Genomic DNA, 24,586 nt, shown 5'->3' on the forward strand with positions numbered 1-24,586 from the left:
CAGGTGTGTGGCCGCGGCGAAGCATGTCAAGGCTGACCAGGGCGATCAGCGCTTCTTGCGCTTGGAAGAGGTGTTGCGGGCGATGCGCTTCTTCGACGGGGCGCCGGCCTTGGCCTTGTAGCGCGAGGCCGAGGCCTTTACGCGCGGGCTGCGTTCGGCTTCGAAGGCCACCACGGCGTTCTCGATGATGTTCTCGGCGATGTCGCCTGCCTGTGAGGCCGATGCCTTCGGCACCAGGATGGTCGAGCCGGCCTTCAGGGTCGACTTCGCCGGGATGTTGTTGGCCTGGCGAATGACTTCCGGGGTGGTGCCGAACTTCGACGCCAGCGAAGCGATGGACACGCGTGCACCGGTGATTCTGTGCGTGGTCCAGGTCGACAGTTCGCGGCCCCACTGCGCCAGGTTCAGGTGAAATTTCTCGGCATTTTCCTTCGGCAGCAGGATCTTGGTCTTCTCGCCGCCGGTGATCACCGGTTTCTTGAACTGCGGGTTCAGCGCCCGGAATTCGTCGAGCGACATTTCTGCCAGCTGGGCGGCGACGGCCACGTCGATGTCGCTGGTCTTGTCGACCGCGGTGAAGTAGGGTTGATTATCGATAGCCGGCAGCGCCACGTTGAACTGCGACGGGTTGGCGACGATATTCTTGACTGCTTGCAGCTTCGGCACGTAATTACGGGTCTCGGCCGGCATCAACTCGGCCAGGCTGTCGAAGTCGGTGCCCTTGCCGAGCGCCTGGTTCTTCTTCACGATGCGCTGGATATTGCCTTCACCCCAGTTATAGGCGGCCAGTGCCAGCTGCCAATCGCCGAACATCGTATACAGGCGCTGCAGGTAGCTCAGGGCCGCATCGGTCGAGGCCAGCACGCCGCGGCGCTCATCCTTGAACATGTTCTGCTTGAGGTTGTAGTCCTTGCCGGTACCCGGCACGAACTGCCACAGGCCGGCCGCATTGGCGGTCGAGAGGGCCTGCGGGTTGAAGCCGGACTCGATCACCGGCAGCAGGGCCAGCTCGGTCGGCATGCCGCGTTTCTCGAGTTCCTGCACCACGTGGTACAGGTAGGGCGAGGCACGGCCCGAGATGCGCTTGAGGCTGTCCGGATGCTTGCTGTAGGCGCGGGTGTGACTGGCGACCAGGCTGTTGTTGAGGTCGGGAATCGCATATCCGCTGCGGATGCGGCCCCAGACGTCGGTTTCCTTGTAATCGTCGACGTTGAGCAGGCCGGGCGCCAGCGGCACAGCGGCGCGGCCGGCCGGGGTGGCGATTTGGGCAATGGCGGGGACAGCTGCGGCAGCGCCCAGGGGTGCATTGTCTGCCGCATGTGCCAGCGTCGAGATGAAGGAAGAGGTGGCCAGCAGTGCCAGCGCGGCAGTCGCTACAGTCTTGCGGATCATGTCGTGCATCGCTTTCCAATGTTGCGTTCGAGAACGAACGTACTGGTCAAGGGGGCAGTGTACGGAGTCATGCTTGAGTCAGTCAAGAAGTATGTCCAGCTCGTTACAAATTACTTTCCACTTTGCACCTTTGTAAGTTGTCATCATGAAAACAGAATATGCTGCTCGATGCGGGCGTGATCGACGCAAATGGACGATACTGCTCAAGGCCGGGGAGGGTGACGCGCATCTCATCCGTTCCTCACCCGTTCTGTTCGTAGCCTAGCGGCCAGCAGGTGTAAATCTATGAGGGCGCGCAAAGTGTGCGTACAATCCGGCATCCGCCTAACGCGCTTTATTGAGTTGTTAACCAGAACATGAGCAGAACATGAGCATGAGTCCGAGCACTGCAAACCCGAACGCCGACGATGATGCGATCGTCGCCGCCACCCGCCGCTGGCTGGAACAGGCCGTCATCGGCCTGAACCTGTGCCCCTTCGCCAAGGCCGTCTATGTGAAGGAACAGGTGCGCTACGTCGTCTCGAGTGCGACCACCCCGGAAGCCTTGCTCGAGCAGCTCATGGACGAGCTGCAGCACTTGTCGGATACGCCGGCCGAAGAGACCGACACGACCCTGCTGATCCATCCTTTCGTGCTGGGCGATTTCGAGGACTACAACGAATTCCTGGACGTGGCCGATGCGGCCGTCGAAGACATGCAGCTGGACGGCGAGCTGCAGGTGGCGAGCTTCCACCCGAACTACCAGTTCGCGGACACCGATCCGAACGACATCGCGAACTATACCAACCGCGCGCCGTATCCGATCCTGCACCTGCTGCGCGAGGACAGCATCGACCGCGCGGTCGAGGCCTTCCCGGAGGCGGCCGAGATCTTCGAGAAGAATATCGATACCATGGAAAAGCTCGGCCACGACGGCTGGGACAAGCTCGATGTCGGCCCCGCACGCTGAAGGGGCGCCGGTGGAGCGCCTTGTCGGGGCGCTCCCGCAGCGCCCCGACACACCTTGTGTCGCCGTGTGTTCGACCACCTTCGACGAGATTTGCCGCGGTTGCGGGCGGACCTACGTCGAGGTGGCCAACTGGGTGTCGATGAACGCCGAGGAGAAAGAGCGCGTGTGGGTGCGCATCCTGGCGCAGGGTTACCCGCGCCGGAATACCTGACAAGGTTTCCGCAGGGTGGTCAGCCCGACCACCCTACATATATTAGAGGCCAAGGAAGTCGCGCTTCCCGATCGGCACCCCGTTGTGGCGCAGGATCGCGTACGCCGTCGTCACGTGGAAGAAGAAATTCGGCAGCACGAAGCCGGTGAGGTAGTCGTCGCCGCGCTCGAAATGACGGGCGCGCTCGCCGGCGCCGTGGGTGATGGCGCGCTCGCCGCCGGCATCGACGGCCTCGCGGGACAGTGTGTCGATGAAGCCCAGGGTCTTGGTGATGCGCTGCTGGAGTTCGGCGAAGCTCTGCTCATGGTCGTCATAGCGCGGCACTTCCACACCGGCCAGGCGCGCGCTCGCGCCCTTGGCGAAATCGGTCGCAATCAGGACCTGGCCGACCAGGGGAAACATGTCCGGGAACAGGCGCGCCTGCAGCAGGGCGCTTGGCTCGATCTTGTGCTGCTGGGCATGCGCTTCGGCTTTCTCGAGCACGCCCGCGAGGGCGCGCAGCATTTTCTGGAACACCGGAACCGACGCGGTATGGGTGGACAGGCTCATCGTTTCTCCTTTGAAAGAATTCAATCCTAGCAAATCTTGTCGCGTCTTGCCGACACTCGGCAAGCGCGGGCGAGGCATAGCGGCAATTAAGTGTCATTTTGGTGACTCTCGGTAATGTCCAATGCATAATTGGGTAATTCCATTGCCACAAGTAAATCCCTGCCGCCGGCGGGGAACAGGCCCCCAACGATGTCCCTGCCACGTTTTTCATTCCGCGCCCTGCCTTCCAGGCTGCGCCAGCTGTACGGCCGTTCGCTCTACCGCGCGCTGCTGCTTGTGGTGTTCGGGGGGCTGGCCGTACCGGCACTGGTGGGCGGCTGGTTCCTGATCGGGGTGCAGGAGCGCGCAGCGGCGGCGCATGACCTGAACGATGTACTGCAGCGTAATGCCGACATCCTCGCGCGCGGTGTGCAGGAATCATTATGGGACATGAACATCGACGCGGCGCGTTCGCTGGTGGACTCCTTCGTGCGTGACCCGGCCGTCGTGCGCGTCGCGGTGCGCGACCTGGCGCAGGCGGAGGTCATCAACCGCCATACGCCCGCACCGGCCGGCGCCCGCATCTACCGCGCCGAGCGCGATGTGATCGTGCAAGGCCGGACGATTGGTCACGTGCTGGTGGAAATGGGCGACCACCTCAGCCAGCAGGACCTGCGTGCCAAGCAGCGCAATTACGCGCTGGTGCTGGCGGTCCAGCTGGCGGTCTCGCTGCTCCTGATCGCGCTGCTGCTGCGGCGCCGCCTGCAGTCGCCCTTGCGCATCCTGACGGGTTTCTCGGACCGGCTGGCGCGCGGCGACTTCGACACACCGCTCGCGCTGCCGGTCGACGACGAACTGGGGCGCCTGGGCAGGCAGATGGAGCGCATGCGCATGGCAATCGGCCAGCTGTTCGCCGACATCGGCCGGCGCGAGGAACAGTTCCGGACCATCGTTGCCCAGGTGCCGGGCGCCGTGTTCCGCGCCCGGCCTGGCAGCCACATCGACTTCGTGAGCGACGCCATCAAGGACATCTCGGGCTACCCGGCCGAGCGCTTCATGCGGGCCACAACCGACGACTGGGCCAACATCATCCATCCGGAGGACCGGCGCACGCAGCGCCACGCGGCGGTGGACGCCTTGATGGCCGGCAGTTCCTACGAGATCGAGTACCGCATCATCGATGCCGGCGGTGTCGAGCGCTGGGTGCTGGAGACCGCCCAGCCGCAGGGCGCATGGGGCAGCGCCGACTTCCGGGTCGACGGCATCATCTACGATATCAGCGAGCGCAAGCACGACGAGATGCGCATCGAGGCCCTGCTCACCGAGCAGGGGGCGATCCTGGACAACGTGATGTTCGGCGTGCTGTTCGTGCGCGAGCGCCGCATCGTTTCGGCCAACCGCCGCGCCGAAGGGCTGTTCGGCTTTGGCGAAGGCGAGATGGTGGGGCGCTCGACGGACACTCTCCTCGCCGGCAGTGCCGGACATGAGCACCAGTGGCTCGCGAAGCCGCCGACGATCGCCGACGGCCCCGGCAGCGGCGAGGAAATTCAGTTCCGCCGCCGCGACGGCAGCGTTTCCTGGCTGCTGGTAAGCGGCTGCGCGCTGGACGCGGCGCGCCCGAACGAGGGCAGCATCTGGGTCTTCGCCGACATCACCGAGCGCAAGCTGGCCGAGGAAAAGCTGCGCCTGGCGGCGACCGTGCTCGAGCACATCGCCGACGCCGTCGCCGTGGTCGACATGAACGGCCGCATCGCCGCCATCAATCCGGCCTTCACCCAGATTACCGGCTACACCGAAATGGAAGCGCTCGGCCAGCAGTCGAGCCTGACTCGCGCAGGCCGCAACGACGATCCGTTTTACCAGCAGATGTGGCAGGACCTGCACGATGCCGGTTTCTGGCGCGGCGAACGCTGGGAGAACCGCAAGAACGGCGAGGGCTACCTGGAATGGCTCACGGTCTCCAGCGTGCGCAACGATGCGGACGAAGTCACGCATTATGTTTGCGTGTTCAGCGACATCACCGAGGTCAAGGAGTCGCAGGCCAAGCTCGACCACCTGGCCCACCACGACCCGCTGACCGCGCTGCCGAACCGCCTGCTGTTCCACGACCGCCTGCAGCACGCGATGATCCGCGCGACGCGCGAGGGCCAGCAGCTGGCGGTGCTGTTCCTCGACCTGGACCGCTTCAAGAACGTCAACGACACCCTCGGCCACCACGTGGGCGACGAGCTGCTCAAGCGGATGGCGGGCGCGCTCACCGCTTGCCTGCGCGAGGGCGATACGCTGGCGCGCCTGGGCGGCGACGAGTTCATCGTGCTGCTGGAGGATATCAACGGCGAGAACGGCGCGCGCCAGGTGGCCGGGAAGCTGATGACGCTGTTCGAGCAACCGGTCACGGTGGCCGGCCACGAGCTGTTCGTCACCGGCAGCATCGGCATCAGCCTGTTCCCGCAGGACGCGCCGGACCTGAACATGCTGGTGCGGAACGCCGATATCGCGATGTACCAGGCCAAGGCGCGTGGCCGCAACGGCTACCAGTTCTATGCGCCCTCGATGAGCAGCGGGGGCGCCGATCGCCTGCGCCTGGAGTCGCTGCTGCGGCGCGCGATCGAGCGGCAGGAGATTTTTCTCCACTACCAGCCGCAGGTCGAGATCGAGACCGGCCGCCTGCTTGGGGTCGAGGCGCTGGTGCGCTGGAACAGCCCGGAGCTGGGCATGGTGTCGCCGGTGCGCTTCATCCCGGTTGCCGAGGACACCGGCTTCATCAGCCAGCTGGGGCAGTGGGTGCTGGCCGAAGCCTGCGGCCAGATGACGCGCTGGGACCGGGCCGGCCTCGCGGTGCCAAAGATGGCGGTGAACCTGTCGGTGCGCCAGTTCGAGCGCGGCGGCATCGCGCCGATGGTGGCCGGCGTCCTGCTGGATACCGGGCTGGAGGCAGGGCGGCTGCAGCTGGAGGTGACCGAGTCGGTCATCATGCATACCGGCGACGCGCTGGAATGCATCAACGAGCTGCGCGCGGTCGGCGTCGGCCTGGCGATCGACGATTTCGGTACCGGCTATTCCTCGCTGGCCTACCTGAGCCGGCTGCCGGTCCAGACCCTGAAGATCGACCGCAGCTTCATCCAGGCGATCCCGCTGGATGCGAACGACGAGGCGATCGCGGTGGCGATCATCCAGCTCGGGAAGAACCTGAACCTGTCGGTGATCGCGGAAGGCGTCGAGAACCAGGCGCAGGCCGACTTCCTGCTGCGCCACGGCTGCCGCCAGGCGCAGGGCTACTTCTACAGCCGGCCGGTCGCGCCCGGCGATATACTGTCGCGCTGGCGATCAACACGACAAGACCACGATGAATCAAATGAGGCTGGTGCATCCGGGGGCAGCGAAGTCTGAAACAGGCACGAGGCCGGCCCGCCGCCGTTTCCTGCTGGGCGGGGTGCTGGCCGGCGGCGCACTGCTGGTCGGCTGGGGCCTGCAGCCGCCGCGCCAGCGCCTGCATGCGGCCGAAGCGCCGGCGCTCGGCGAGGACGCGGTCGGCCTGAATGGCTGGATCGCGATCGCGCCCGATGGTGCGGTGTCGGTGGTGGTGCCGCGCAGCGAGATGGGGCAGGGCGTGCACACCGCGCTGCCGATGCTGGTGGCCGAGGAGCTCGACGTTCCCCTGTCCGCCGTGCGCATCGCCCGGGCCCCGATCGACAAGATCTTCGCCAACCTCACGGTGCTGCGCGAAAACCTGCCTTTCCACCCGGACGACACTGGCAGCACGCGCCAGGGCGCCCAGTGGCTGATGGCCAAGCTCGGGCGCGAGCTCGGCATCATGTTCACCGGCGGCTCGACCAGTGTGAAGGATGCCTGGGTGCCGATGCGCGAGGCGGGTGCGGTGGCGCGCGCCATGCTGGTGAAAGCCGCGGCCGCGCAGTGGAAGGCGCCGGCCGCGCGCCTGCGCACCGAAGACGGTTTCGTGCTGCACCCGGACGGGCGCCGCGCCGGCTACGGCGCGCTGGCAGGCGAGGCGGCGCGCGTCGGCGCCGGTATCGCCGCCAGCGACGTGCGCCTGAAGGAGCCGCGCGACTTTCGCCTGATCGGCAAGCCCCTTGGCCGCCTGGACAGCCTCGCCAAGGCCGACGGCAGCGCCCGTTTCGGTATCGACGCCCGCGTACCCGGCATGGTGTACGCGGCGCTGAAGATGGCGCCCGTGTTCGGCGCGACCCTGGCGGGATTCGACCCGGCCGCAGTGGCGTCGATGCCGGGCGTACTGCGGGTGGTCGCGGTGCCTGGCATGCCGGGGGCATCCACCGGCGCCGGCGCCGCCGTCGCGGTGGTGGCAAGCGGCTGGTGGCAGGCACGCCAGGCCGCGGCACGCCTGCCGGTGACGTGGAACGAGGGCCCTGCGGCGCCACTGTCCACCGAATCGATATTTCGGGAATTCGCGCGCGCCCTCGACGAGGACAGCGGCTACGTCTACCACGAGACCGGCACCCAGGACGTGCAGGGCGCCGTGACGACGGTGACGGCCGAATACCGCGCGCCCTACCTGGCACATGCGGCGCTCGAGCCGGTGAATTGCACCGCGCAGGTGGCCGATGGCAAGGTGCGCCTGTGGGCCTCGACCCAGGTGCCGAGCCTCGCGGTGGACGTGGCGGCGCGGGTCGCCGGCGTGGACCGCGCCGACGTGTCGATCGCGGTGATGCTGCTGGGCGGCGGCTTCGGGCGCCGGCTGGAAACCGACATGGTGGCGCAGGCCGTGACCGTGGCCATGGCGCTCGATGGCAAGCCTGTCCAGCTGATCTGGAGCCGCGAAGACGACACCGCCCACGACGTCTACCGCCCTGCGGCGCTGGCGCGCTTCCGTGCCCGGCTCGACGCCAAGGGCGACATCCTCGCCTGGGACAACAAGTCCGCCAGCGGCGCCATCGGCCACCAGTACTTCCCGCGCAACCTCGGGCTGCCGGGCGTGGGGCCGGACAAGACCACCGCCGAGGGCGCATACGACATGCAGTATGCGATCGCCAACCAGCGCATCGCCCACGTGATCGTGGACAGCCCCGTGCCGCTGGGCCACTGGCGCTCGGTCGGGCATTCGCACAACGCCTTCTTCAAGGAGGCTTTTCTCGATGAAGTGGCGCATGCGGCGAAGCAGGACGGCGTGGCGCTGCGGCGCGCGCTGCTGCGCGGGCATCCGCGCGCACTGGCGACCCTGGACGCGGCGGTGGCGCGGGCCGGTCAGCCGGCGCCGGGGCGGGCGCACGGGGTGGCGCTGCACCGGTCGTTTGGCAGCACGGTGGCCCAGGTGGCCGAGGTGTCGGTGGAAGGCAAGGCGATCCGCGTGCACCGGGTGGTGTGCGCGATCGACTGCGGGCTGGCGGTGAACCCGAACATCATCGCCCAGCAGGTGGAGGGCGGGGTGCTGTTCGGGCTGTCGGCCGCGCTGCACGGCGAGATCACGCTGAAGGACGGGCGGGTGCAGCAGTCGAACTTCGGCGACTATCCGGTGCTGCGCATGATAGAAGCGCCGCTGGTGGAAACCATCGTGATGGCAAGCAGCGCGCATCCGGAAGGCGTGGGCGAACCGGCGGTGCCGCCGATCGCGCCGGCGGTGGCCAGTGCGGTGTTCAAGCTGACCGGCCAGCGGCTGCGCAGCCTGCCATTACGTCTCGTTTAGCTGACGTAGGGTGGGCGGCTCGTGATCCAGGCCACTGGCCTGGATCACCCCACGCGGTGATACGCCAGGACTCCGCTCTCGTACCGGATGATCTTGCCTCTAACTACCGCCGCGTGGGCGGGGCGACCCGCCCACGCTACGCGCCGAGAAGCACGCGCAGGTTGCAGTCGCGCTGCCAGCCGCGCCGCTCGTCGGTGGAAGCGGCCAGGCGCGCCAGTTCCTCCGGCGTGGTGTCGGCCTGGGCCTGTACCAGGCGGTCGGCCACGGCGCCGTCGGGCAGCATGGTGCCGAAAAAGGCGACCGTGTCGCCGCGCTGCACCAGCAAGGTTGGGAAGTTGTCCACGTCGAGGTCGCCCACGATGTCGGCCTGGTCTTCGATGTCGATCCAGACGAAGGTTTTATCGGGGTGGCGCAGCGCCAGTTCCTCGAAGGTGGCGCGGTAGGACGAGCAGGTGCCGCACCAGGCGGCGCACAGGCAGGCGACCGTCAGGGCCTCGCCGGAAATCGCGGCGGCGACCAGCTCGCGGTTGTCGGAATCCAGGGTCAGGCTTTGCATGAGCCGGATTGTACCGTGTGTCCTGCCGGATGTGGGTTCGGCGGTTCCCGGCATGCCTGCCGAGCGGGTAAAATAAGGGCATGTCCACCATTCTCGCCATTGAAACCTCGTCCGAGCTCGCCTCTTGCGCGCTGCTGGCCGACGGCCGCGTCATCGACCGTTCCACCTCCGGCGTGCGCACCCATTCGCAATCGATCCTGCCCATGGTGCAGGAGCTGCTGCTCGAGGCCGGCATCCGTCTCGCCGATTGCGATGCGATCGCCTTCGGCGCCGGCCCCGGCTCGTTCACCGGCGTGCGGACCGCCTGCGGCGTGGCGCAGGGCCTGGCCTTCGGCGCCGGCCTGCCGGTGCTGCCGCTGGTCACCCTGGCGGCAATGGCCGAGGCCTGCCGTGCCCGCACCGGCGCAGTCGAGGTGCTGGCCGTGCTCGACGCGCGCATGGGCGAGGTGTATTGGGCTCAGTACCGTTACGACGCCGGGCGCGCCGCCTGGCTGGAAGTCGCGGCGCCCGCGCTGTGCGCCCCGCAAGACCTGGAACCACTGCCGGCCGAGCGACTGACGGCCTGCGGCAACGGCTTCTCAGCCTACCCGGAAGCGTTTGCCGGCAAGGACTTCGCTGCCGGGGCATTGGACGACATCCTGCCGCATGCGCGCGAACTGGCGCTGCTTGGCGCCCCGGCGCTGGCGGCCGGGCTGGCGGTAGCGGCCGCCCAGGCGCAGCCGCTCTACCTGCGCAACAAGGTGGCCTATACCAGCGCCGAGCGCCAGGCGATCAATGCGGCAAAGGCGGGGACATGACGGCCCTGCATGACGTCACCGGCTTGCACTTCGCGCCGATGCTGGCCGCCGAGGTGGACGAGGTGCATGCACTGGAATGCAGCGTGTTCCCGCACCCCTGGAGTCGCAGGAACTTTACCGATTCCCTGGCCAGCGGCTACGACGCCTGGACCGCGCGCGACGCGGCGGGCTTACTTGCTGGTTATTACATCCTGATGTACGCGGTCGATGAAGCGCACCTGCTCGACGTGGCGGTGGCCGCCGGCCGCCAGCGCCAGGGGCTCGGACGCCACCTGCTTGACCGCATCGGCGCGCGCGCCCGCGCGCAGGGCATGGGTTCGGTACTGCTCGAAGTGCGTCCGTCCAACGAACGCGCGCTGGCGGTGTACCGCCGCTACGGCTACCGTGAGATCGGCCGCCGCAAGGGCTATTACCCGGCGCACGGCGGACTGCGCGAGGATGCCATCGTGATGAGGATCGACCTGTGAACCAGGCAGTCAAGCGCATCGGCCAACGCGACGCGGCCTTCCTGGCCGAGATGGGCATCGGCCCGCTGTGGAGCCTGCGCGCCGTGGCGGAGGACGTGCTTGATGCCGAACCTGCCGTCGTGCCGGATGCCGCGGCGGAAGCAGCCGTCGAAGCGGCTGCGGAAGCGGCGCCGCAAACCCAGGCCAAGCCGCTGGCGCCGCCCCCGATGCCCCGCCAGGTCGCCGAACCGGCCGTGCGTCCCGCGTGGACGCCGGCCGTGCGCGAAGACAGCGCCTGGGGTGCGGAGGCGGAACCGGAGCGTCCGGACGTCTCGACCATGGATTGGGCCGGCCTGCGCCAGGCCATCGCAAGCTGCAAGCATTGCAGCGCCTGCAGCGAAGGCCGCAAGCCGGTGCTGGGCGCCGGTGCGCGCCAGGCGCGTTGGCTGGTGGCCGCCGGCACCGCTAGTGCGGCGGACGAACAGGCCGGCCAGCCGATGACCGGCGAGCCGGGCCAGCTGCTCGACAATATGCTGGCGGCGGTCGGCATGTCGCGCGCATCCGATGTATATGTGACCGCGCTGGTGAAGTGCCGTCCCGCCAACGCCAACGGCGGCGACCGCGCGCCGACACCCGAAGAAGCGGCGGCCTGCCGTCCCTTCCTGGAGCGCGAACGCGCGCTCACCGGCGCCGGCCTGGTGCTGACCCTGGGCCAGGTGGCGGCCGACGGCCTGCTCGGCAAGCCGCTCTCGGAGCCGCTGGCCAGGTCGCGCGGCGCCGTGCACCGCCTTGGCGACGTGCCGCTGGTGGCGACGCTGCACCCGGGCGAACTGCTGCGCCGCGGCAGCGATAAGGCGCTGGCCTGGGAAGACTTGTGCCGGGCCCGGTCGGCAGATGCAGGCCGGGAAGCGGAACGAGAAGCAGACCCGCGTGGAAACGCCGGCTGACAGCTACCAGCAAGGCTTCCACCGCCGTTGGGGCCACCTGCGGCGCGCCCGGGTGCGGGCGCTGGCCTGGCTGCTCGACGCGCCCGACCTGCTCGATGCCGACGACCCGCTGTGGGCCGGGCGCATCGCGACCCTCGACCCGGTCAGCCTGGATGTCGCCGACTGGCTGAAGCGTCTCGATGCCGATCCTTCGGCGCTGGACGAAGCGCTCGGCGGCAAGGCCTATACGCGCCTCGGCCTGTACGCCGAAAAGCTGATGGCCTTCTATTTTGCGCAGCACGGCCGCCTGGTCGCGCACGGCCTGCAGGTGCGCGCCAGCCGCAACGACACCGTCGGCGAGTTCGACTTCTTGCTGGAACATGGGCCGGATGCGGTCGAGCACATCGAATTCGCGACCAAGTTCTACCTGCTCGACGGGGAGGCCGGGCAGCAGCAGGACTGGGAACTGAGTGCCCTGGTCGGCCCCAACCTGGCGGACAGCCTGGGACTCAAGATGCGCAAGGTGTTCGAACGCCAGCTCAGCCTCGGCGAGCATCCGGCCGCGCAGGCCCTGCTGCCGCGTCCCGTGGCGCGGGCGCGGGCGCTGGTCAAGGGCTGGCTGTTCTACCCCGCGGGCAGCTGGCCGGCCATGCGCGGGATCGCTGCCGGCCATTGCCGCGGTTTCTGGTGCGCGCTCGATGAAATCGACGCTCTGGCCGGGAAGGAATTCGTGATGCTGCCGCGCCTGCAATGGCTGGCGCCGTTCCGCGCCACCTCGAGCACCCCCGTGCTGAACGGCGCAGAGCTGCATGCCGAGCTGGCGGCGGGGTTCGAGACGGCGTCCACGCCGGTGCTGGTGGCGGCGGTACGTGTGCTGCCCGGTCAAGTGATCGAGGAGGTCGAGCGCGGGTTCATCGTGCCGAACGACTGGCGCGAGCGCGCGGCGGCACGCAGGATGGTGAAGCAGGTTTTGTAGGGTGGGCGGCTACGCCGCCCACGCGTTCAGCAAGTGCTTGAATTGCGGCAAAGCGTAGGTAAGTTGAACGCGTGGGCGGGAGACCCGCCCACCCTACGGTGATACGTAAGAGGCTTAATTTAAGGCTCTGTGATACGTAAAATGAATCAGTGCTTGCCTTCGCCGATCAGCGCCAGCGAATCGTGCTCGCGCTGGTTGGCCGCATGGCGGCGCCCGATGAAGTACATGATGCCCGCCACCGACAGCCCGAACATGACGATGATGATGTCCAGGTCGAGGTTCAGGGTGATCATGATGGCATACATCGCCAGCATGGTCAGGATCGACAGGTTCTCATTGAAGTTCTGGACCGCGATCGAGTGGCCGGCGCTCATCAGGACGTGGCCGCGGTGCTGCAGCAGCGCATTCATCGGCACCACGAAGAAGCCCGACAGGAAACCGATCAGGGCCAGCAGCGGATAAGCCAGGTTCACCGAGGTCACGAAGACCATGCTGCAGACGACCAGGCCCATGATGATCCCGAGCGGGATCACGGTGAGCGATTTGCGCAGCGGGATCATGCGCGCCGCCATGGCCGCGCCCAGCGCCACGCCGATCGCAACGACACCAATCAGGTTGGTCGCTTTGTCGAGCGGCATGTGCAGCGAGCGCTCGGCCCATTTCAGCACGATGAATTGCAGGGTCGCACCGGCGCCCCAGAACAGGGTGGTCACGGCCAGCGAGATCTGGCCCAGCTTGTCGCGCCACAGGGTGGCCGAGCAGTTGGCGAAGTCGGCGATCAGCTTGGCGGGGTTGCGCTCCTGGTGTTCGTAGCGTGCGCCGGTATCCGGAATGCGCAGGTTGAACACGGCCGCCAGGATATAGACGCCGACCACCACCGCCATCGCCGCTTCGGCGCCGCTCTGCACAAACGGAATGCCCAGGCCGAGCAGCATGGCGGAACCGTGCGCGCTCACCAGGGTGCCGCCGGCCACGGTGCCGAGGATGATCGACATCACGGTCAGGCCCTCGATCCAGCCGTTGGCGGGGACGAGCTTCTCTGGCGGCAGCAGTTCGGTCAGGATGCCGTACTTGGCAGGTGAATAGACGGCCGCGCCGAAGCCGACCACGGCATAGGAGAGCAGCGGGTGCATGCCCAGGAACATCAGCGCGCAGCCGGAAATCTTGATCAGGTTGGCGATGAACATCACGCGGCCCTTGGGCAGCGAATCGGCGAAGGCGCCCACGAAAGCCGCCAGCAGCACGTAGAAGAGCACGAATGACAGCTTCAGCAGCGGGGTCAGCGAAGCCGGGGCGTTCATCGAGGTCAGCAGACTGATCGCAACGAAGAGAAGTGCGTTGTCTGCCAGCGACGAAAAGAACTGCGCCGCCATGATGGTATAAAAGCCACGGTTCATTCGAAAAGAGTAAAAACTGGTTCGAGTTGCTTTATACCATGAATGCCCCTTGCGCCAAAAGAAAACCAGCCGTGTCAAAAGCGCGGCCCGGCCCGGTCCGGTAAAATAGACCCCTTCCAGAACAGCTGACCCGCGAGCCGGTTTTTGCCATGCCACGACCGCTTTCCGCCACCATCCACCTCGACGCGATGCAGCACAATCTGCTGCGCGCGCGCGCGGAAGCGCCGCACGCGAAGATCTGGGCCGTGGTCAAGGCCAACGCCTACGGGCATGGCCTGGAGCGCGGCATGCGCGGCTTCGCCCAGGCCGACGGCCTGGCCCTGATCGAAACCGAGAATGCGGTGCGGCTGCGCGAAAACGGCTGGATCAAGCCGATCCTGCTGCTGGAAGGGATTTTCGATGCGCTGGATGTGCCGCTGCTGGCCGAGCACAATATCAATAGTGCGGTCCACTGCATCGAGCAGATCAAGATGCTCGAATACACCCGGCACTATCGCCCGATCGACGTGCACCTGAAGATGAATACCGGGATGAACCGGCTCGGCTTTCGTCCCGACGAATACGCGGCCGCCTGGCAGCGCCTGCGCGCCATTCCCGACGTGCGCAACATCACCCACATGACCCACTTCGCCAATGCCGACGAACTGGAGCACCCGCGCCTGACCATCGCCGAGCAGGTGCGGCGCTTCCAGTATGGCGCCGGCGCGCTGGCGGGCGAGCGCAGCCTGTCGAATTCGGGCGGGGTCCTGCACCAGGGTGACCTGGGCGACGCCTTGTCGAACGACTGGGTCCGTCCCGGCATCATGCTGTATGGCGGCACCCCGGGCGGCCGCAGCGCGCAGGATTACGGCCTGCGCCCGACCATGACGCTGCGCTCCGAGGTGATCGGCATCCAGCATATCGGGCCAGGAGACACGGTCGGCTACGGCAGCCGCTTCGAGGCGCAGGGGCCGATGACGGTGGGCGTGGTGGCCTGCGGTTATGCCGACGGCTACCCGCGCCACGCGCCGCACGGCACCCCGGTGGTCGTCGACGGCGTGCGCACCACCCTGGTCGGGCGGGTCTCGATGGACATGATGACGGTCGACCTGACCCCGGTGCGCAATGCCCATGTGGGCAGCAAGGTGCTGCTGTGGGGCGACGGCCTGCCGATCGACGAGGTGGCCCAGGCCGCCGGCACGATCGGCTATGAACTGATGTGCGCACTCGCGGGGCGGGTGCGTGTGATCGAAGGAAGAATGGGAACCGATGGCTAAGTCACGAACCGCTTATACCTGCAGCGAATGCGGCGCCACCGCCAGCCGCTGGTCCGGGCAGTGCCCGGATTGCAAGGCCTGGAACACGATGGTGGAATCCGTGGTCGAGCCGCAGGGCGTGAACCGCATGTCGCAAACCGTGCACAAGGCGCTGGCGCAGACGGCGCCGGTGCTGTCGCTGAAGGACATCGATGCGCTCGACGTGCCGCGCTTCGGCACCGGCATCGAGGAATTCGACCGCGTGCTGGGCGGCGGCCTGGTGGCCGGCGGCGTGGTGCTGATTGGCGGCGATCCGGGCATCGGCAAGTCGACCCTGCTGCTGCAGGCGCTGGCCAACCTGGCCGCCACCCGCAATACGCTATATGTGAGCGGCGAGGAATCCGGCGCCCAGATCGCGCTGCGCGCACGCCGCCTGTCGGTCGATTCGTCCGAACTGAACTTCCAGGCCGAGATCCAGCTCGAGAAAATCCTCGGCACGCTGGCCGACATCAAGCCGGAAGTGGCGGTGATCGACTCGATCCAGACCCTGTACTCCGACGCGCTCACCTCGGCCCCGGGCTCGGTGGCCCAGGTGCGCGAATGCGCGGCCCAGCTCACCCGCGTGGCCAAGCAGACCGGCGTGACCATCATCCTGGTGGGCCACGTGACGAAAGAGGGCGCGCTGGCCGGCCCGCGCGTGCTCGAGCACATCGTCGACACCGTGCTGTACTTCGAGGGCGATACCCAGAGCAGCTTCCGGCTGGTGCGCGCCATCAAGAACCGCTTCGGCGCCGTCAACGAGCTGGGCGTGTTCGCCATGACGGAAAAAGGCCTGAAGGGGGTATCGAACCCGTCGGCGCTGTTCCTGTCGCAGCACGACAGCCAGGTGCCGGGTTCCTGCGTGATGGTGACCCAGGAGGGAACCAGGCCCTTGCTGGTTGAAATTCAAGCCCTGGTCGACGCCAGCCACCTGCCGAATGCGCGCCGGCTGTCGGTGGGCCTCGAACAGAACCGCCTGGCGATGCTGCTGGCGGTGCTGCACCGTCACGCCGGCATTGCGGCCTTCGACCAGGACGTGTTCATCAATGCGGTCGGCGGCGTGAAGATCACCGAGCCGGCGGCCGACCTGGCGGTGCTGCTGGCGATTAACTCGTCGATGCGCAACAAGCCGCTGCCGCGTGGTCTCGTCGTGTTCGGCGAAGTCGGCCTGGCCGGTGAGATCCGTCCGGCCCCGCGCGGCCAGGAGCGCCTGCGCGAAGCGGCCAAGCTGGGCTTCTCGATCGCCGTGATCCCGAAGGGGAACGTGCCGAAGCAGAAAATCGAGGGCATGACCATCATCGCGGTCGAGCGCATCGACCAGGCCTTTACCAAGCTGCGCGAGCTCGACTGAAGGCCGGCCGCACTTCTATAATGCCTCCTGGCTCAACCGTTCAATGACTGGATCACGTGTTTACAGAACAAAGAACATCCGAACGCAAGGTATTGCGTACCCGTGCCCGCATCGCCATGGAAGGCGCGGCGCCGGTCGGCGGCCGTACCAGCGACCTCGGCGCCAACGGCGTCAGCATCAACCTGCCGGACCCGCTGCCGGTCGGGCAGACCGGGCAGGTGAGCTTCGACCTGCTGGTCGAGGGCAAGATCGTGCCGATCAGCGCGCGCGCCAAGGCGCTGTATTGCATCTTCAGCAATGGCGAATTCAAGGCCGGCTTCCAGTTCCTGAGCCTGGACCTGGCGGCGATGACGGCGGTGGCGCGCTTTTTGCGCTGAACCCGCATGACCAATGCAAAACGGCGAGCGCCCTGGGGGCCTCGCCGTTTTGTCGCTTTATGACATGGTCCGAAGATCGGACCGGCACTATTCGTGATAGTGATCGTACAAGCCTTCTCGGCTACCCCGCACTTCCTGCCAGATCTCGAAAGCCACGAGTCCCGCCAGGCCGGTGAGTATGCCAAACACCATTACGCTGAACATAAATCCGAACGCTTTTCAGCATCCCCTCCCTATGAAAGTGACGCTTTCAGCTTAGCAGAGCGCGGCGTATTTACAAGGGGTCCGGAAGGGCGCGGCGTGGATATTTCCACATCGGCCGAGCCAGCTCGGCAACCCGGACCGGAAGTGGTGGCAAATTGCGTGACAGGTCGCCGCGAACCACGGCAATATACGCCGTCGCGCCGAATTATTACATCTGTCATCAACTTGTCATATTCGGCCAGTAGACTTCGCAGCGTTAATGAAGCCCCGGACTATCCCGGACCACTTTCAAAGGATCCATCATGCGCATGAAGCACCTGTTCGTCTCGATCGCCGTTGCGGCCTCGACCTTCGCCGCAAGCGCCCAGGCAGCCAATATCACTGGCGCAGGCGCTACCTTCCCGTATCCGGTCTATGCAAAGTGGGCCGAGCTCTACCAGAAGGCTTCGGGCAACGGCCTGAACTACCAGTCGGTCGGTTCGGGCGCCGGCATCAAGCAGATCAAGGCCAAGACCGTCGATTTCGGCGCTTCGGACATGCCCTTGCAGGCAGCCGAGCTGAACGCCGCCGGACTGTTCCAGTTCCCGGCCATCATGGGCGGTGTCGTGCCGGTCATTAACCTGCCGGGCGTGGCTCCCGGACAGGTGAAGCTGTCCGGCGCCCTGCTCGCCGACATCTACATGGGCAAGATCACCAAGTGGAACGCGCCGCAGATCGCCGCGCTGAACCCGGGCGTCAAGCTCCCTGGCGACGACATCACCGTGGTGCGCCGCGCGGACAGCTCGGGCACCTCCTTCCTGTTCACCAATTACCTGTCGCAGGTCAGCCCTGCATGGAAGTCGACGATCGGCGCCGGCACCGCGGTCAAGTGGGCGGTGGGCGTGGGCGGCAAGGGCAACGAAGGCGTCGCCGCCAACGTGCAGCGCATCAAGGGTTCGATCGGCTATGTCGAGTGGGCCTATGCCAAGAAGAACCGCATGCAGCACACCCAGCTGCAGAGCAAGGACGGCGTCTTCCTGCAACCGAGCGACGAAGGCTTCATGGCCGCCGCCGCCGGCGCCAACTGGGGTGGTACCCCGGGCTTCGCCGTGGTGTTGACCAACCAGCCGGGCAAGGCAAGCTGGCCGATCACCGGCGCCAGCTACATCCTGGTGCACAAGAGCCAGGCCGACGCCGCGAAGGGCAAGGAAGTGCTGAAATTCTTCGATTGGGCCTACAAGAACGGCGATGCCGCGGCTGCCGATCTGGACTACGTGCCGATGCCGGACAGCGTCGTCAAGCTGGTGCAGGACGCATGGCGCGCCAACATGAAGGACGCAGCAGGCAAGGCGCTCTGGTAAATCACTTCCGATAGAATCATGAGGGAGGGGCCGGTCGCGGTGTAGCCGAGGCGGGCCCTTCCGTTTGCCAGAAAGATTAACAAAAAGCTATGAGCGTACAACCAAACGTCACGCTGAATGACCTGGCCGATCCGGCAGCGGTCGACGCAGCCCACCAGTCCGCCGCCCTGCGCAAGACCATGCGCAACCAGCGGGTCCAGGACTTCTTCTTCCACAAGGTCACGCTGCTGTTTGCCGCGTCCGTGCTGCTGGTGCTGCTCGGGATCATCGTCTCGCTCGCCATCGGCGCGGCGCCGGCCTTCAAGGAGTTCGGCCTCGGCTTCATCACGCGCGTGGAATGGGATCCGGTGGGGGACCAGTTCGGCGCCATGATCGCCATCTGGGGCACGCTCGCCACCTCGATCATCGCGCTGGCGGTGGCTTTCCCGATCAGCTTCGGCATCGCCCTGTTCCTGACCGAGATTTGCCCGGTGTGGCTGCGCCGCCCGCTGGGCACCGCGGTCGAACTGCTGGCCGGCGTACCCTCGATCATTTACGGCATGTGGGGCTTTTTCGTGTTCGCGCCGCTGTTCGCCGACCACGTCCAGCCGCTGCTGAAAACCACCATCGGCCAGCTGCCGGTGATCGGCATGCTGTTCCAGGGCCCGATCATGGGCATCGGCATCCTGACCGCAGGCCTGATCCTCGCCATCATGATCATCCCCTTCATCGCTTCGGTGATGCGCGACGTGTTCGAGATCGTTCCCACGGTGCTGAAGGAGTCCGCATACGGCCTTGGCTGCACGAAGTGGGAAGTGGTGCGCAAGATCGTGCTGCCGTACACCCGCAACGGCGTGGTCGGCGGGGTGATGCTGGGTCTGGGCCGTGCGCTGGGCGAGACCATGGCGGTGACCTTCCTGATCGGTAATGCCCACGACTTGTCCTGGTCGCTGTTCTCGGCCGGCAATTCGATCTCCTCGACCCTGGCCAACGAATTCAACGAAGCCACCACCCCACTGCACACGTCCTCGTTGTTCGCCCTGGGCCTGATCCTGTTCGCCATCACCTTCATCGTGTTGTCGGCAGCCAAACTGATGCTGGCCGGGATGTCCCGCAAGGAAGGAAGCAAATAATGGACGCCGCTGTGAAAAACCCTGTGTACCGCAAGCGCCTGCTGGCGCACCGCGTCGGCATCGTCCTGTCGGTACTCGCCATGGGCATCGGCCTGGCCGTCCTGGCATGGATCCTGGCCACCTTGCTCATCAACGGCTTCGGCGGGCTGTCTCTCAGCATGTTCACCGCCGATACTCCGGCCCCCGGCAGCCCTGGCGGCTTGCGCAATGCCATCGTCGGCAGCCTGATGATGGTCGGCCTGTCGACCCTGGTCAGCACCCCGATCGGCATCCTGGCCGGCATCTACCTGGCCGAATACGGCGAGAACAACAAGTTCGCCCAGGTGACGCGCTTCGTCACCGACATCATGCTGTCGGCGCCGTCGATCGTGATCGGCGTGTTCGTGTACGCCCTGTACGTTGCCAAGGTCGGCAACTTCGCCGGCTATGCCGGTTCCATCGCGCTGTCCCTGATTGCGGTGCCGGTGGTGGTCCGCACCACCGACAACATGCTGCGCCTGGTGCCGACCAGCCTGCTGGAAGCGGCCTACGCCCTCGGCGCGCCGCACTGGAAGGTGGCGATGACGGTGCGCCTTCGTGCCGTCAAGGCCGGCGTCATCACCGGCGTGCTGCTTGCCGTGGCCCGCGTTTCGGGCGAAACCGCGCCGCTGCTCTTCACTGCGCTGAACAACCAGTTCTTCAGCACCGACATGAAACAGCCGATGGCCAACCTGCCGGTCGTGATCTATACGTATGCGATGAGCCCCTATGACGACTGGCGCTCGCTGGCCTGGGGCGGTGCGCTCCTGGTCACCTTTACCGTGCTGGCCCTGAACATCGTGTCGCGCACCATGTTCAGCCAAAAAACTCCGCGTTAATCTACCCTGAGCAAAGTGATGAACCAAACCATGCCAAACCTTGCCGCGGCCGCCGCCAAGAGCAAGACGATCGAAATCTCCGGCCTGAACTTCTTCTACGGTAAAACGCAGAGCCTGAAGAACGTGTCGCTGGACATCCACGACAAGCAGGTCACGGCCTTCATCGGCCCGTCGGGCTGCGGCAAGTCGACCCTGCTGCGCACCCTGAACCGCATGTACGACCTGTACCCGGGCCAGCGCGCCGAGGGGTCGATCATGTACCGCGGCCGTAACATCCTGGAGCCGGGCGTGGACGTCAACATGCTGCGCGCCAAGGTCGGCATGGTGTTCCAGAAGCCGACCCCGTTCCCGATGTCGATCTACGACAACATCGCTTTCGGCGTGCGCCTGTACGAGAACCTCTCGAAAGGCGAAATGGACGAGCGCGTCGAATGGGCCCTGAAGAAGGCGGCCCTGTGGGAAGAGGCCAAGGACAAGCTGAACAAGAGCGGCCTGTCGCTGTCCGGCGGCCAGCAACAGCGCCTGTGCATCGCGCGCGGCGTGGCGGTCAAGCCCGACGTCCTGCTGCTGGACGAGCCGACTTCGGCGCTGGACCCGATCTCGACCGCGAAGATCGAGGAACTGATCAGCGAACTGAAGCAGGACTACACGATCACCATCGTGACCCACAACATGCAGCAGGCGGCGCGTTGCTCCGATTACACTGCCTACATGTATCTTGGCGAGCTGGTCGAATTTGGCGAAACCGACCAGATCTTCATGAACCCGGCACGCAAGGAAACGCAAGACTACATCACCGGCCGTTTCGGTTAACGGTTTCGGCCCTGTGACGATAACAATACATTAGGTATTAGGAGAGTATTTTATGACTGGCGAGCATTCCTCTAAACAGTACGACCAGGAGCTGGAGGCGATCCGCTCCAAGGTGCTGCTGATGGGCGGCATGGTGGAAACCGCGTTCGACGAGGCGATGGAGTGCTTCCGGGTGGGCGAAGCCGCGCGCGCCGAGCGCGTGATCGCCGACGACCACGCAGTCAATCAGCTCGAAGTGCAGCTCGACGACGACTGCAGCCACCTGATCGTGCGCCGCCAGCCGACCGCGAACGACCTGCGCACCGTGATGGCGACCATCAAGGTGATCACCGACCTCGAGCGCATTGGCGACGAAGCCTCGAAGATCGCGCGCACCGCCAAGAACCTGCACGAGCGCGGCGCCACCCCGTTCGCCCATTACGACATGGTGCGCACCATAGCCAGGGCCACCTCCGACCTGCTGCACAATGCACTGGACGCCTTTGCGCGCCTGGACGGCAAGCAGGCGCTCGAACTGATCGCGGCCGACGAAGTGGTCGACCACGAGTTCCGCACCATCCTGCGCAACCTGATCACCTTCATGATGGAAGACCCGCGCACGATCTCGTCGGCGCTGGACACGCTGTGGGTGGCCAAGGCGATCGAGCGCATCGGCGACCACGCCAAGAACATCGCCGAATACGTCATCTACGTGGTCGAAGGCCGCGACATCCGTCACAGCAAGCCGGTGGCGGCCGAGCAGCCGGGCGTCTAGGCATGGCGGACAACACGAGCGTACTGGTGGTCGAGGACGAGCCCGCGATCGTCGAACTGGTGAAGTATTCGCTGCGCGAAGCCGGCTGGGACATCCGCACCGCCGACACCGTGGGCGGCGCCTGGGACAGCATCACGCGCGGCAAGCCCGACCTGGTGCTGCTCGACTGGATGCTGCCCGACCAGAGCGGCCTGCGCCTGCTGTCGCGCCTGCGCGGCGACCGCGACTTCCAGGAAATCCCGGTCATCATGCTGACCGCCAAGAGCATGGAAGAAGACAAGCTCGCCGGCCTGAACACCGGCGCGGACGACTACGTCACCAAGCCGTTCTCGCCGCGCGAGCTGCTGGCCAGGAGCCGCGCGCTGCTGCGCCGCAAGAGCCCGCACCTGGCCGAAGCGCCGCTGCGCGCCGGCAGCGTGGTGCTCGATCCGAACAGCTGCACGGTGACGGTCGAGAACGCGCAGATCGACATCGGCAATGCCGAGTACAAGCTGCTCAAGTTCCTGCTGGCGCACCGCGAGCGCGTGTTCTCGCGTGCCCAGCTGCTCGACAAGGTGTGGGGCGACCACGCCGTGATCGAGGAGCGCACCGTCGACGTGCACGTGCTGCGGCTGCGCAAGGCGCTCAAGAGCGCCGACGGCCTGATCCGCACGGTGCGCAGCGTCGGCTATATGCTGTCAGAGAAGTAAGATGCGCTCGATGAGTCCGAGGGTGCTGTTCTGGGTGCCGGCGGTCCTGCGCCTTGGCCTGGTGTTCGCCGCCGCCGGCGTGGTCTGGTGGATGGCGGGCGTGGTCGATGCGCTGGCGTTCGCGCTCGCGGCCGTGGTGATCGCGCTGTTCGTCCAGCTGCGCTACCTGCACGAGCTGGGCGAATGGCTGAACAACCCGCATTCGAGCCGGCTGCCGGACGGGTGGGGCGCCTGGACCGACGTCTTTGCTCGCCTGTACCGGCTGCGGCGCGAGGACGAGCGCCACCAGGCCGAGATGGCCGAATGGCTGGCGCGCTTCCGCCAGGCGATGCAGCTGCTGCCGGAAGGCGTGGCGATCATGGACGACGTGCTGTTCCTGGAATGGTGCAACGAAGCCGCCGAGCGCCACCTGGGCCTGACCATGGCGCGCGACAAGGGCCTGCGCGTGACCAACCTGGTGCGCCATCCCGACTTCATCGACTACGTGATCCTGGGCCGCTACGAGCAGCCGCTGACGCTGTCCTTCCGCGGCCGCAAGCTGGAGTGCCGCATCATCCCCTTCGAGAACCGGCGCCAGATCCTGGTGACGCACGACGCCACCGATACCGAGCGGATCGAGGCGATGCGGCGCGACTTCATCGCCAACGCCTCGCACGAACTGCGCACGCCGCTCACCGTCATCGTCGGCTTCCTCGAAATCGCCATGTCCGACCCCGGCCTGGACGTGGCCACCCGCACCGCCCACCTGGAGCTGATGACCGAACAGGCGCGTCGCATGCAGCGCCTGATCGGCGACATGCTGACCCTGTCGCGCCTGGAGTCGGACGAATTCCCGCTCAAGCGCGAGCGGGTCGACATGCGGGCGATGGTCGACTCGGTGGCGGCGGAAGCCCGGGCGCTGTCTGGCGGCCGGCACGTGATCCAGGTCGAATTCGACGGGCCGGACGTGATGGGCAGCCTGGAAGAGCTGCGCAGCGCGTTTGCCAACCTGGCCTCGAATGCGGTGCGCTATTCGCCCGACGGCGGCACCATCCGCCTGAAGTGGACCCGCGGGTCGGACGACCTGCGCTTCTCGGTGATGGATGCCGGCATCGGCATCGAGCCGATCCACATCTCGCGTCTGACCGAGCGCTTCTACCGCGTGGACAAGAGCCGCTCGCGCGAAACCCAGGGTACCGGCCTTGGGCTGGCGATCGTCAAGCACGTGCTGATCCGTCATGGCGGGCGCCTGATGATCAGTTCGGTACCGGGGAAGGGCAGTACGTTTACCGCCGTCCTGCCGAATACGTCGCTGCCGGGCTGATTACTACGCTGGCCAGTGTTCGGCGAGATACCAGGTCATCGCCACGGCCAACACCAGCCAGCCGGCCAGCTGCCAGCTCGCCCGCCGGCCGGCGCTCCTGGGATCCAGGGTGCACGCCAGGGTCAGGGTCTCGATTTCCCTGAGCATGCCGCAGGTCGACCGGACGGTGTCCAGGCGCCGGGCACTCGTCGACGATGCGGGTTCCCGCAGGGCCGCGGCATGCAGCGCATCGACATCGTCTGCCGACATGCCGTTTTCGTGCACGATCCAGAGCAGCATGCCTGCGGCGTTGTCGATCGGTTCGCCGGGAGGGCTTGCCAGCGTGGCAGCATGTTGCGCCGGCGTGATCAGCCGATCGGACAGGAGCTGATCCAGGATGCGGCAGTGGGCAGACATGTTCAGCCGTGCGAGCTCGGCAAAGGCCTCCTCGACGATGCGGTCGTTTTCGGACGGTTCCTCTTCCAGCGTCTGCAGCTCATCGAGTTCGTCGTAGGTCAGCAAGCCGTGTTCCACCATCCAGACCAGTTGCGGCACCGGATCGGGCTTTTGTGCAATGTCAATCCACCCGGGATGGGCCAGCACCCCGGCGCGCTGCCCGTCGCTGAGCAGCGCCAGGGCGCCGGGAAAAACGTTCTCGATAGCGTTGGAACTCGCCATGCTTGCCTCTCGGTTTCA

At 66.3% G+C, this 24,586-nt stretch carries 23 protein-coding genes; 18 read left to right on the top strand and 5 right to left on the bottom strand.

The window, feature by feature from the left end; genetic code table 11:
* Window positions 1-45: 45 nt before the first annotated feature.
* Complete coding sequence (locus tag AC56LU_RS10365) at window positions 46-1,401, bottom strand: transglycosylase SLT domain-containing protein (protein WP_497175516.1); 1,356 nt, start codon at window positions 1,399-1,401, stop codon at window positions 46-48.
* Between the two features lie 358 nt (window positions 1,402-1,759).
* Here AC56LU_RS10365 and AC56LU_RS10370 point away from each other — a divergent pair, with 358 nt between their 5' ends.
* Window positions 1,760-2,341, top strand: coding sequence for a DUF1415 domain-containing protein (locus tag AC56LU_RS10370; protein WP_497175517.1), 582 nt, complete (start codon window positions 1,760-1,762; stop codon window positions 2,339-2,341).
* Window positions 2,322-2,552, top strand: a complete 231-nt coding sequence (locus tag AC56LU_RS10375) for a DUF1289 domain-containing protein (RefSeq protein WP_497175518.1) — start codon at window positions 2,322-2,324, stop codon at window positions 2,550-2,552. Before AC56LU_RS10370 ends, AC56LU_RS10375 begins: the two co-directional genes overlap by 20 nt.
* Before the next feature lie 42 nt (window positions 2,553-2,594).
* Here AC56LU_RS10375 and AC56LU_RS10380 read toward each other — a convergent pair whose 3' ends face one another.
* The gene (locus AC56LU_RS10380; protein WP_497175519.1) at window positions 2,595-3,101 is read right to left on the bottom strand and encodes a DUF1993 domain-containing protein; all 507 of its coding nucleotides are present in this window, start codon (window positions 3,099-3,101) and stop codon (window positions 2,595-2,597) included.
* Between the two features lie 189 nt (window positions 3,102-3,290).
* Between AC56LU_RS10380 and AC56LU_RS10385 the strand changes: the two genes are divergently transcribed.
* Both AC56LU_RS10385 and AC56LU_RS10390 read left to right on the top strand, forming a co-directional pair.
* Window positions 3,291-6,470 carry a bifunctional diguanylate cyclase/phosphodiesterase gene (locus AC56LU_RS10385; RefSeq protein WP_497175520.1) on the top strand — a complete coding sequence of 1,060 codons (3,180 nt, stop codon included), beginning with the start codon at window positions 3,291-3,293 and terminating at the stop codon, window positions 6,468-6,470.
* Window positions 6,427-8,739, top strand: a complete 2,313-nt coding sequence (locus AC56LU_RS10390; protein WP_497175521.1) for a xanthine dehydrogenase family protein molybdopterin-binding subunit — start codon at window positions 6,427-6,429, stop codon at window positions 8,737-8,739. The genes AC56LU_RS10385 and AC56LU_RS10390 overlap by 44 nt, the downstream gene beginning before the upstream one ends.
* A gap of 136 nt (window positions 8,740-8,875) precedes the next feature.
* Here AC56LU_RS10390 and AC56LU_RS10395 read toward each other — a convergent pair whose 3' ends face one another.
* Window positions 8,876-9,295 (bottom strand): thioredoxin family protein, encoded by a 420-nt coding sequence (locus AC56LU_RS10395; RefSeq protein WP_497175522.1) that lies wholly within the window; start codon window positions 9,293-9,295, stop codon window positions 8,876-8,878.
* 80 nt (window positions 9,296-9,375) lie between these two features.
* Between AC56LU_RS10395 and tsaB the strand changes: the two genes are divergently transcribed.
* From tsaB to AC56LU_RS10415, 4 genes are read left to right on the top strand one after another with little or no spacing between them, the layout of a single operon-like run.
* Window positions 9,376-10,092: a tRNA (adenosine(37)-N6)-threonylcarbamoyltransferase complex dimerization subunit type 1 TsaB gene (tsaB, locus tag AC56LU_RS10400; RefSeq protein WP_497175523.1), complete on the top strand. Its 717-nt coding sequence runs from the start codon at window positions 9,376-9,378 to the stop codon at window positions 10,090-10,092.
* On the top strand, window positions 10,089-10,559 hold the full coding sequence (rimI, locus tag AC56LU_RS10405; RefSeq protein WP_497175524.1) for a ribosomal protein S18-alanine N-acetyltransferase: 471 nt from the start codon (window positions 10,089-10,091) through the stop codon (window positions 10,557-10,559). The genes tsaB and rimI overlap by 4 nt, the downstream gene beginning before the upstream one ends.
* Window positions 10,556-11,485: a uracil-DNA glycosylase gene (locus AC56LU_RS10410; protein ID WP_497175525.1), complete on the top strand. Its 930-nt coding sequence runs from the start codon at window positions 10,556-10,558 to the stop codon at window positions 11,483-11,485. Before rimI ends, AC56LU_RS10410 begins: the two co-directional genes overlap by 4 nt.
* Complete coding sequence (locus AC56LU_RS10415) at window positions 11,469-12,440, top strand: DUF1853 family protein (RefSeq protein ID WP_497175526.1); 972 nt, start codon at window positions 11,469-11,471, stop codon at window positions 12,438-12,440. Before AC56LU_RS10410 ends, AC56LU_RS10415 begins: the two co-directional genes overlap by 17 nt.
* A gap of 146 nt (window positions 12,441-12,586) precedes the next feature.
* On the opposite strand, the gene lplT is transcribed toward AC56LU_RS10415, so the two are convergent.
* Window positions 12,587-13,837, bottom strand: coding sequence for a lysophospholipid transporter LplT (gene lplT / locus AC56LU_RS10420; RefSeq protein ID WP_497175527.1), 1,251 nt, complete (start codon window positions 13,835-13,837; stop codon window positions 12,587-12,589).
* A 149-nt stretch (window positions 13,838-13,986) separates the two neighbouring features.
* Between lplT and alr the strand changes: the two genes are divergently transcribed.
* From alr to phoR, 10 genes are all read left to right on the top strand, one after another.
* Window positions 13,987-15,093: an alanine racemase gene (alr, locus tag AC56LU_RS10425; RefSeq protein ID WP_497175528.1), complete on the top strand. Its 1,107-nt coding sequence runs from the start codon at window positions 13,987-13,989 to the stop codon at window positions 15,091-15,093.
* Window positions 15,086-16,462: a DNA repair protein RadA gene (gene radA, locus AC56LU_RS10430; RefSeq protein WP_497175529.1), complete on the top strand. Its 1,377-nt coding sequence runs from the start codon at window positions 15,086-15,088 to the stop codon at window positions 16,460-16,462. The genes alr and radA overlap by 8 nt, the downstream gene beginning before the upstream one ends.
* Window positions 16,463-16,518: 56 nt before the next feature.
* Window positions 16,519-16,839 carry a PilZ domain-containing protein gene (locus tag AC56LU_RS10435; protein ID WP_497175530.1) on the top strand — a complete coding sequence of 107 codons (321 nt, stop codon included), beginning with the start codon at window positions 16,519-16,521 and terminating at the stop codon, window positions 16,837-16,839.
* Between the two features lie 506 nt (window positions 16,840-17,345).
* On the top strand, window positions 17,346-18,383 hold the full coding sequence (pstS, locus tag AC56LU_RS10440; RefSeq protein WP_497175531.1) for a phosphate ABC transporter substrate-binding protein PstS: 1,038 nt from the start codon (window positions 17,346-17,348) through the stop codon (window positions 18,381-18,383).
* Window positions 18,384-18,562: 179 nt separating this feature from the next.
* Window positions 18,563-19,495, top strand: a complete 933-nt coding sequence (gene pstC / locus AC56LU_RS10445) for a phosphate ABC transporter permease subunit PstC (RefSeq protein ID WP_497175742.1) — start codon at window positions 18,563-18,565, stop codon at window positions 19,493-19,495.
* On the top strand, window positions 19,495-20,352 hold the full coding sequence (gene pstA / locus AC56LU_RS10450) for a phosphate ABC transporter permease PstA (RefSeq protein ID WP_497175532.1): 858 nt from the start codon (window positions 19,495-19,497) through the stop codon (window positions 20,350-20,352). Before pstC ends, pstA begins: the two co-directional genes overlap by 1 nt.
* A 30-nt stretch (window positions 20,353-20,382) precedes the next feature.
* Window positions 20,383-21,165 (top strand): phosphate ABC transporter ATP-binding protein PstB, encoded by a 783-nt coding sequence (gene pstB, locus AC56LU_RS10455; protein WP_497175533.1) that lies wholly within the window; start codon window positions 20,383-20,385, stop codon window positions 21,163-21,165.
* Window positions 21,166-21,217: 52 nt separating this feature from the next.
* Complete coding sequence (phoU, locus tag AC56LU_RS10460) at window positions 21,218-21,919, top strand: phosphate signaling complex protein PhoU (protein ID WP_497175534.1); 702 nt, start codon at window positions 21,218-21,220, stop codon at window positions 21,917-21,919.
* 2 nt (window positions 21,920-21,921) lie between these two features.
* Window positions 21,922-22,608, top strand: a complete 687-nt coding sequence (locus AC56LU_RS10465; RefSeq protein ID WP_497175535.1) for a response regulator — start codon at window positions 21,922-21,924, stop codon at window positions 22,606-22,608.
* A 10-nt stretch (window positions 22,609-22,618) separates the two neighbouring features.
* A complete protein-coding gene (phoR, locus tag AC56LU_RS10470; RefSeq protein WP_497175743.1) occupies window positions 22,619-23,911 on the top strand; it encodes a phosphate regulon sensor histidine kinase PhoR in 1,293 nt (430 codons plus the stop codon).
* Window positions 23,912-23,914: 3 nt separating this feature from the next.
* On the opposite strand, the gene AC56LU_RS10475 is transcribed toward phoR, so the two are convergent.
* Window positions 23,915-24,568 carry a hypothetical protein gene (locus tag AC56LU_RS10475; protein WP_497175536.1) on the bottom strand — a complete coding sequence of 218 codons (654 nt, stop codon included), beginning with the start codon at window positions 24,566-24,568 and terminating at the stop codon, window positions 23,915-23,917.
* Between the last annotated feature and the right edge of the window lie 18 nt (window positions 24,569-24,586).

Source organism: Telluria sp. PB2R4, assembly GCF_059685695.1.

Excerpts from the sequence above, each read along its gene's own strand:
- AC56LU_RS10365 (WP_497175516.1), bottom strand. The coding sequence starts at position 1,401 with ATGCACGACATGATCCGCAAGACTGTAGCGACTGCCGCGCTGGCACTG.
- AC56LU_RS10370 (WP_497175517.1), top strand. The coding sequence starts at position 1,760 with ATGAGCATGAGTCCGAGCACTGCAAACCCGAACGCCGACGATGATGCG.
- AC56LU_RS10375 (WP_497175518.1), top strand. The coding sequence starts at position 2,322 with ATGTCGGCCCCGCACGCTGAAGGGGCGCCGGTGGAGCGCCTTGTCGGG.
- AC56LU_RS10380 (WP_497175519.1), bottom strand. The coding sequence starts at position 3,101 with ATGAGCCTGTCCACCCATACCGCGTCGGTTCCGGTGTTCCAGAAAATG.
- AC56LU_RS10385 (WP_497175520.1), top strand. The coding sequence starts at position 3,291 with ATGTCCCTGCCACGTTTTTCATTCCGCGCCCTGCCTTCCAGGCTGCGC.
- AC56LU_RS10390 (WP_497175521.1), top strand. The coding sequence starts at position 6,427 with ATGAATCAAATGAGGCTGGTGCATCCGGGGGCAGCGAAGTCTGAAACA.
- AC56LU_RS10395 (WP_497175522.1), bottom strand. The coding sequence starts at position 9,295 with ATGCAAAGCCTGACCCTGGATTCCGACAACCGCGAGCTGGTCGCCGCC.
- tsaB (WP_497175523.1), top strand. The coding sequence starts at position 9,376 with ATGTCCACCATTCTCGCCATTGAAACCTCGTCCGAGCTCGCCTCTTGC.
- rimI (WP_497175524.1), top strand. The coding sequence starts at position 10,089 with ATGACGGCCCTGCATGACGTCACCGGCTTGCACTTCGCGCCGATGCTG.
- lplT (WP_497175527.1), bottom strand. The coding sequence starts at position 13,837 with ATGAACCGTGGCTTTTATACCATCATGGCGGCGCAGTTCTTTTCGTCG.
- alr (WP_497175528.1), top strand. The coding sequence starts at position 13,987 with ATGCCACGACCGCTTTCCGCCACCATCCACCTCGACGCGATGCAGCAC.
- radA (WP_497175529.1), top strand. The coding sequence starts at position 15,086 with ATGGCTAAGTCACGAACCGCTTATACCTGCAGCGAATGCGGCGCCACC.
- pstS (WP_497175531.1), top strand. The coding sequence starts at position 17,346 with ATGCGCATGAAGCACCTGTTCGTCTCGATCGCCGTTGCGGCCTCGACC.
- pstC (WP_497175742.1), top strand. The coding sequence starts at position 18,563 with ATGCGCAACCAGCGGGTCCAGGACTTCTTCTTCCACAAGGTCACGCTG.
- pstA (WP_497175532.1), top strand. The coding sequence starts at position 19,495 with ATGGACGCCGCTGTGAAAAACCCTGTGTACCGCAAGCGCCTGCTGGCG.
- pstB (WP_497175533.1), top strand. The coding sequence starts at position 20,383 with ATGCCAAACCTTGCCGCGGCCGCCGCCAAGAGCAAGACGATCGAAATC.
- phoU (WP_497175534.1), top strand. The coding sequence starts at position 21,218 with ATGACTGGCGAGCATTCCTCTAAACAGTACGACCAGGAGCTGGAGGCG.
- AC56LU_RS10465 (WP_497175535.1), top strand. The coding sequence starts at position 21,922 with ATGGCGGACAACACGAGCGTACTGGTGGTCGAGGACGAGCCCGCGATC.
- phoR (WP_497175743.1), top strand. The coding sequence starts at position 22,619 with ATGAGTCCGAGGGTGCTGTTCTGGGTGCCGGCGGTCCTGCGCCTTGGC.
- AC56LU_RS10475 (WP_497175536.1), bottom strand. The coding sequence starts at position 24,568 with ATGGCGAGTTCCAACGCTATCGAGAACGTTTTTCCCGGCGCCCTGGCG.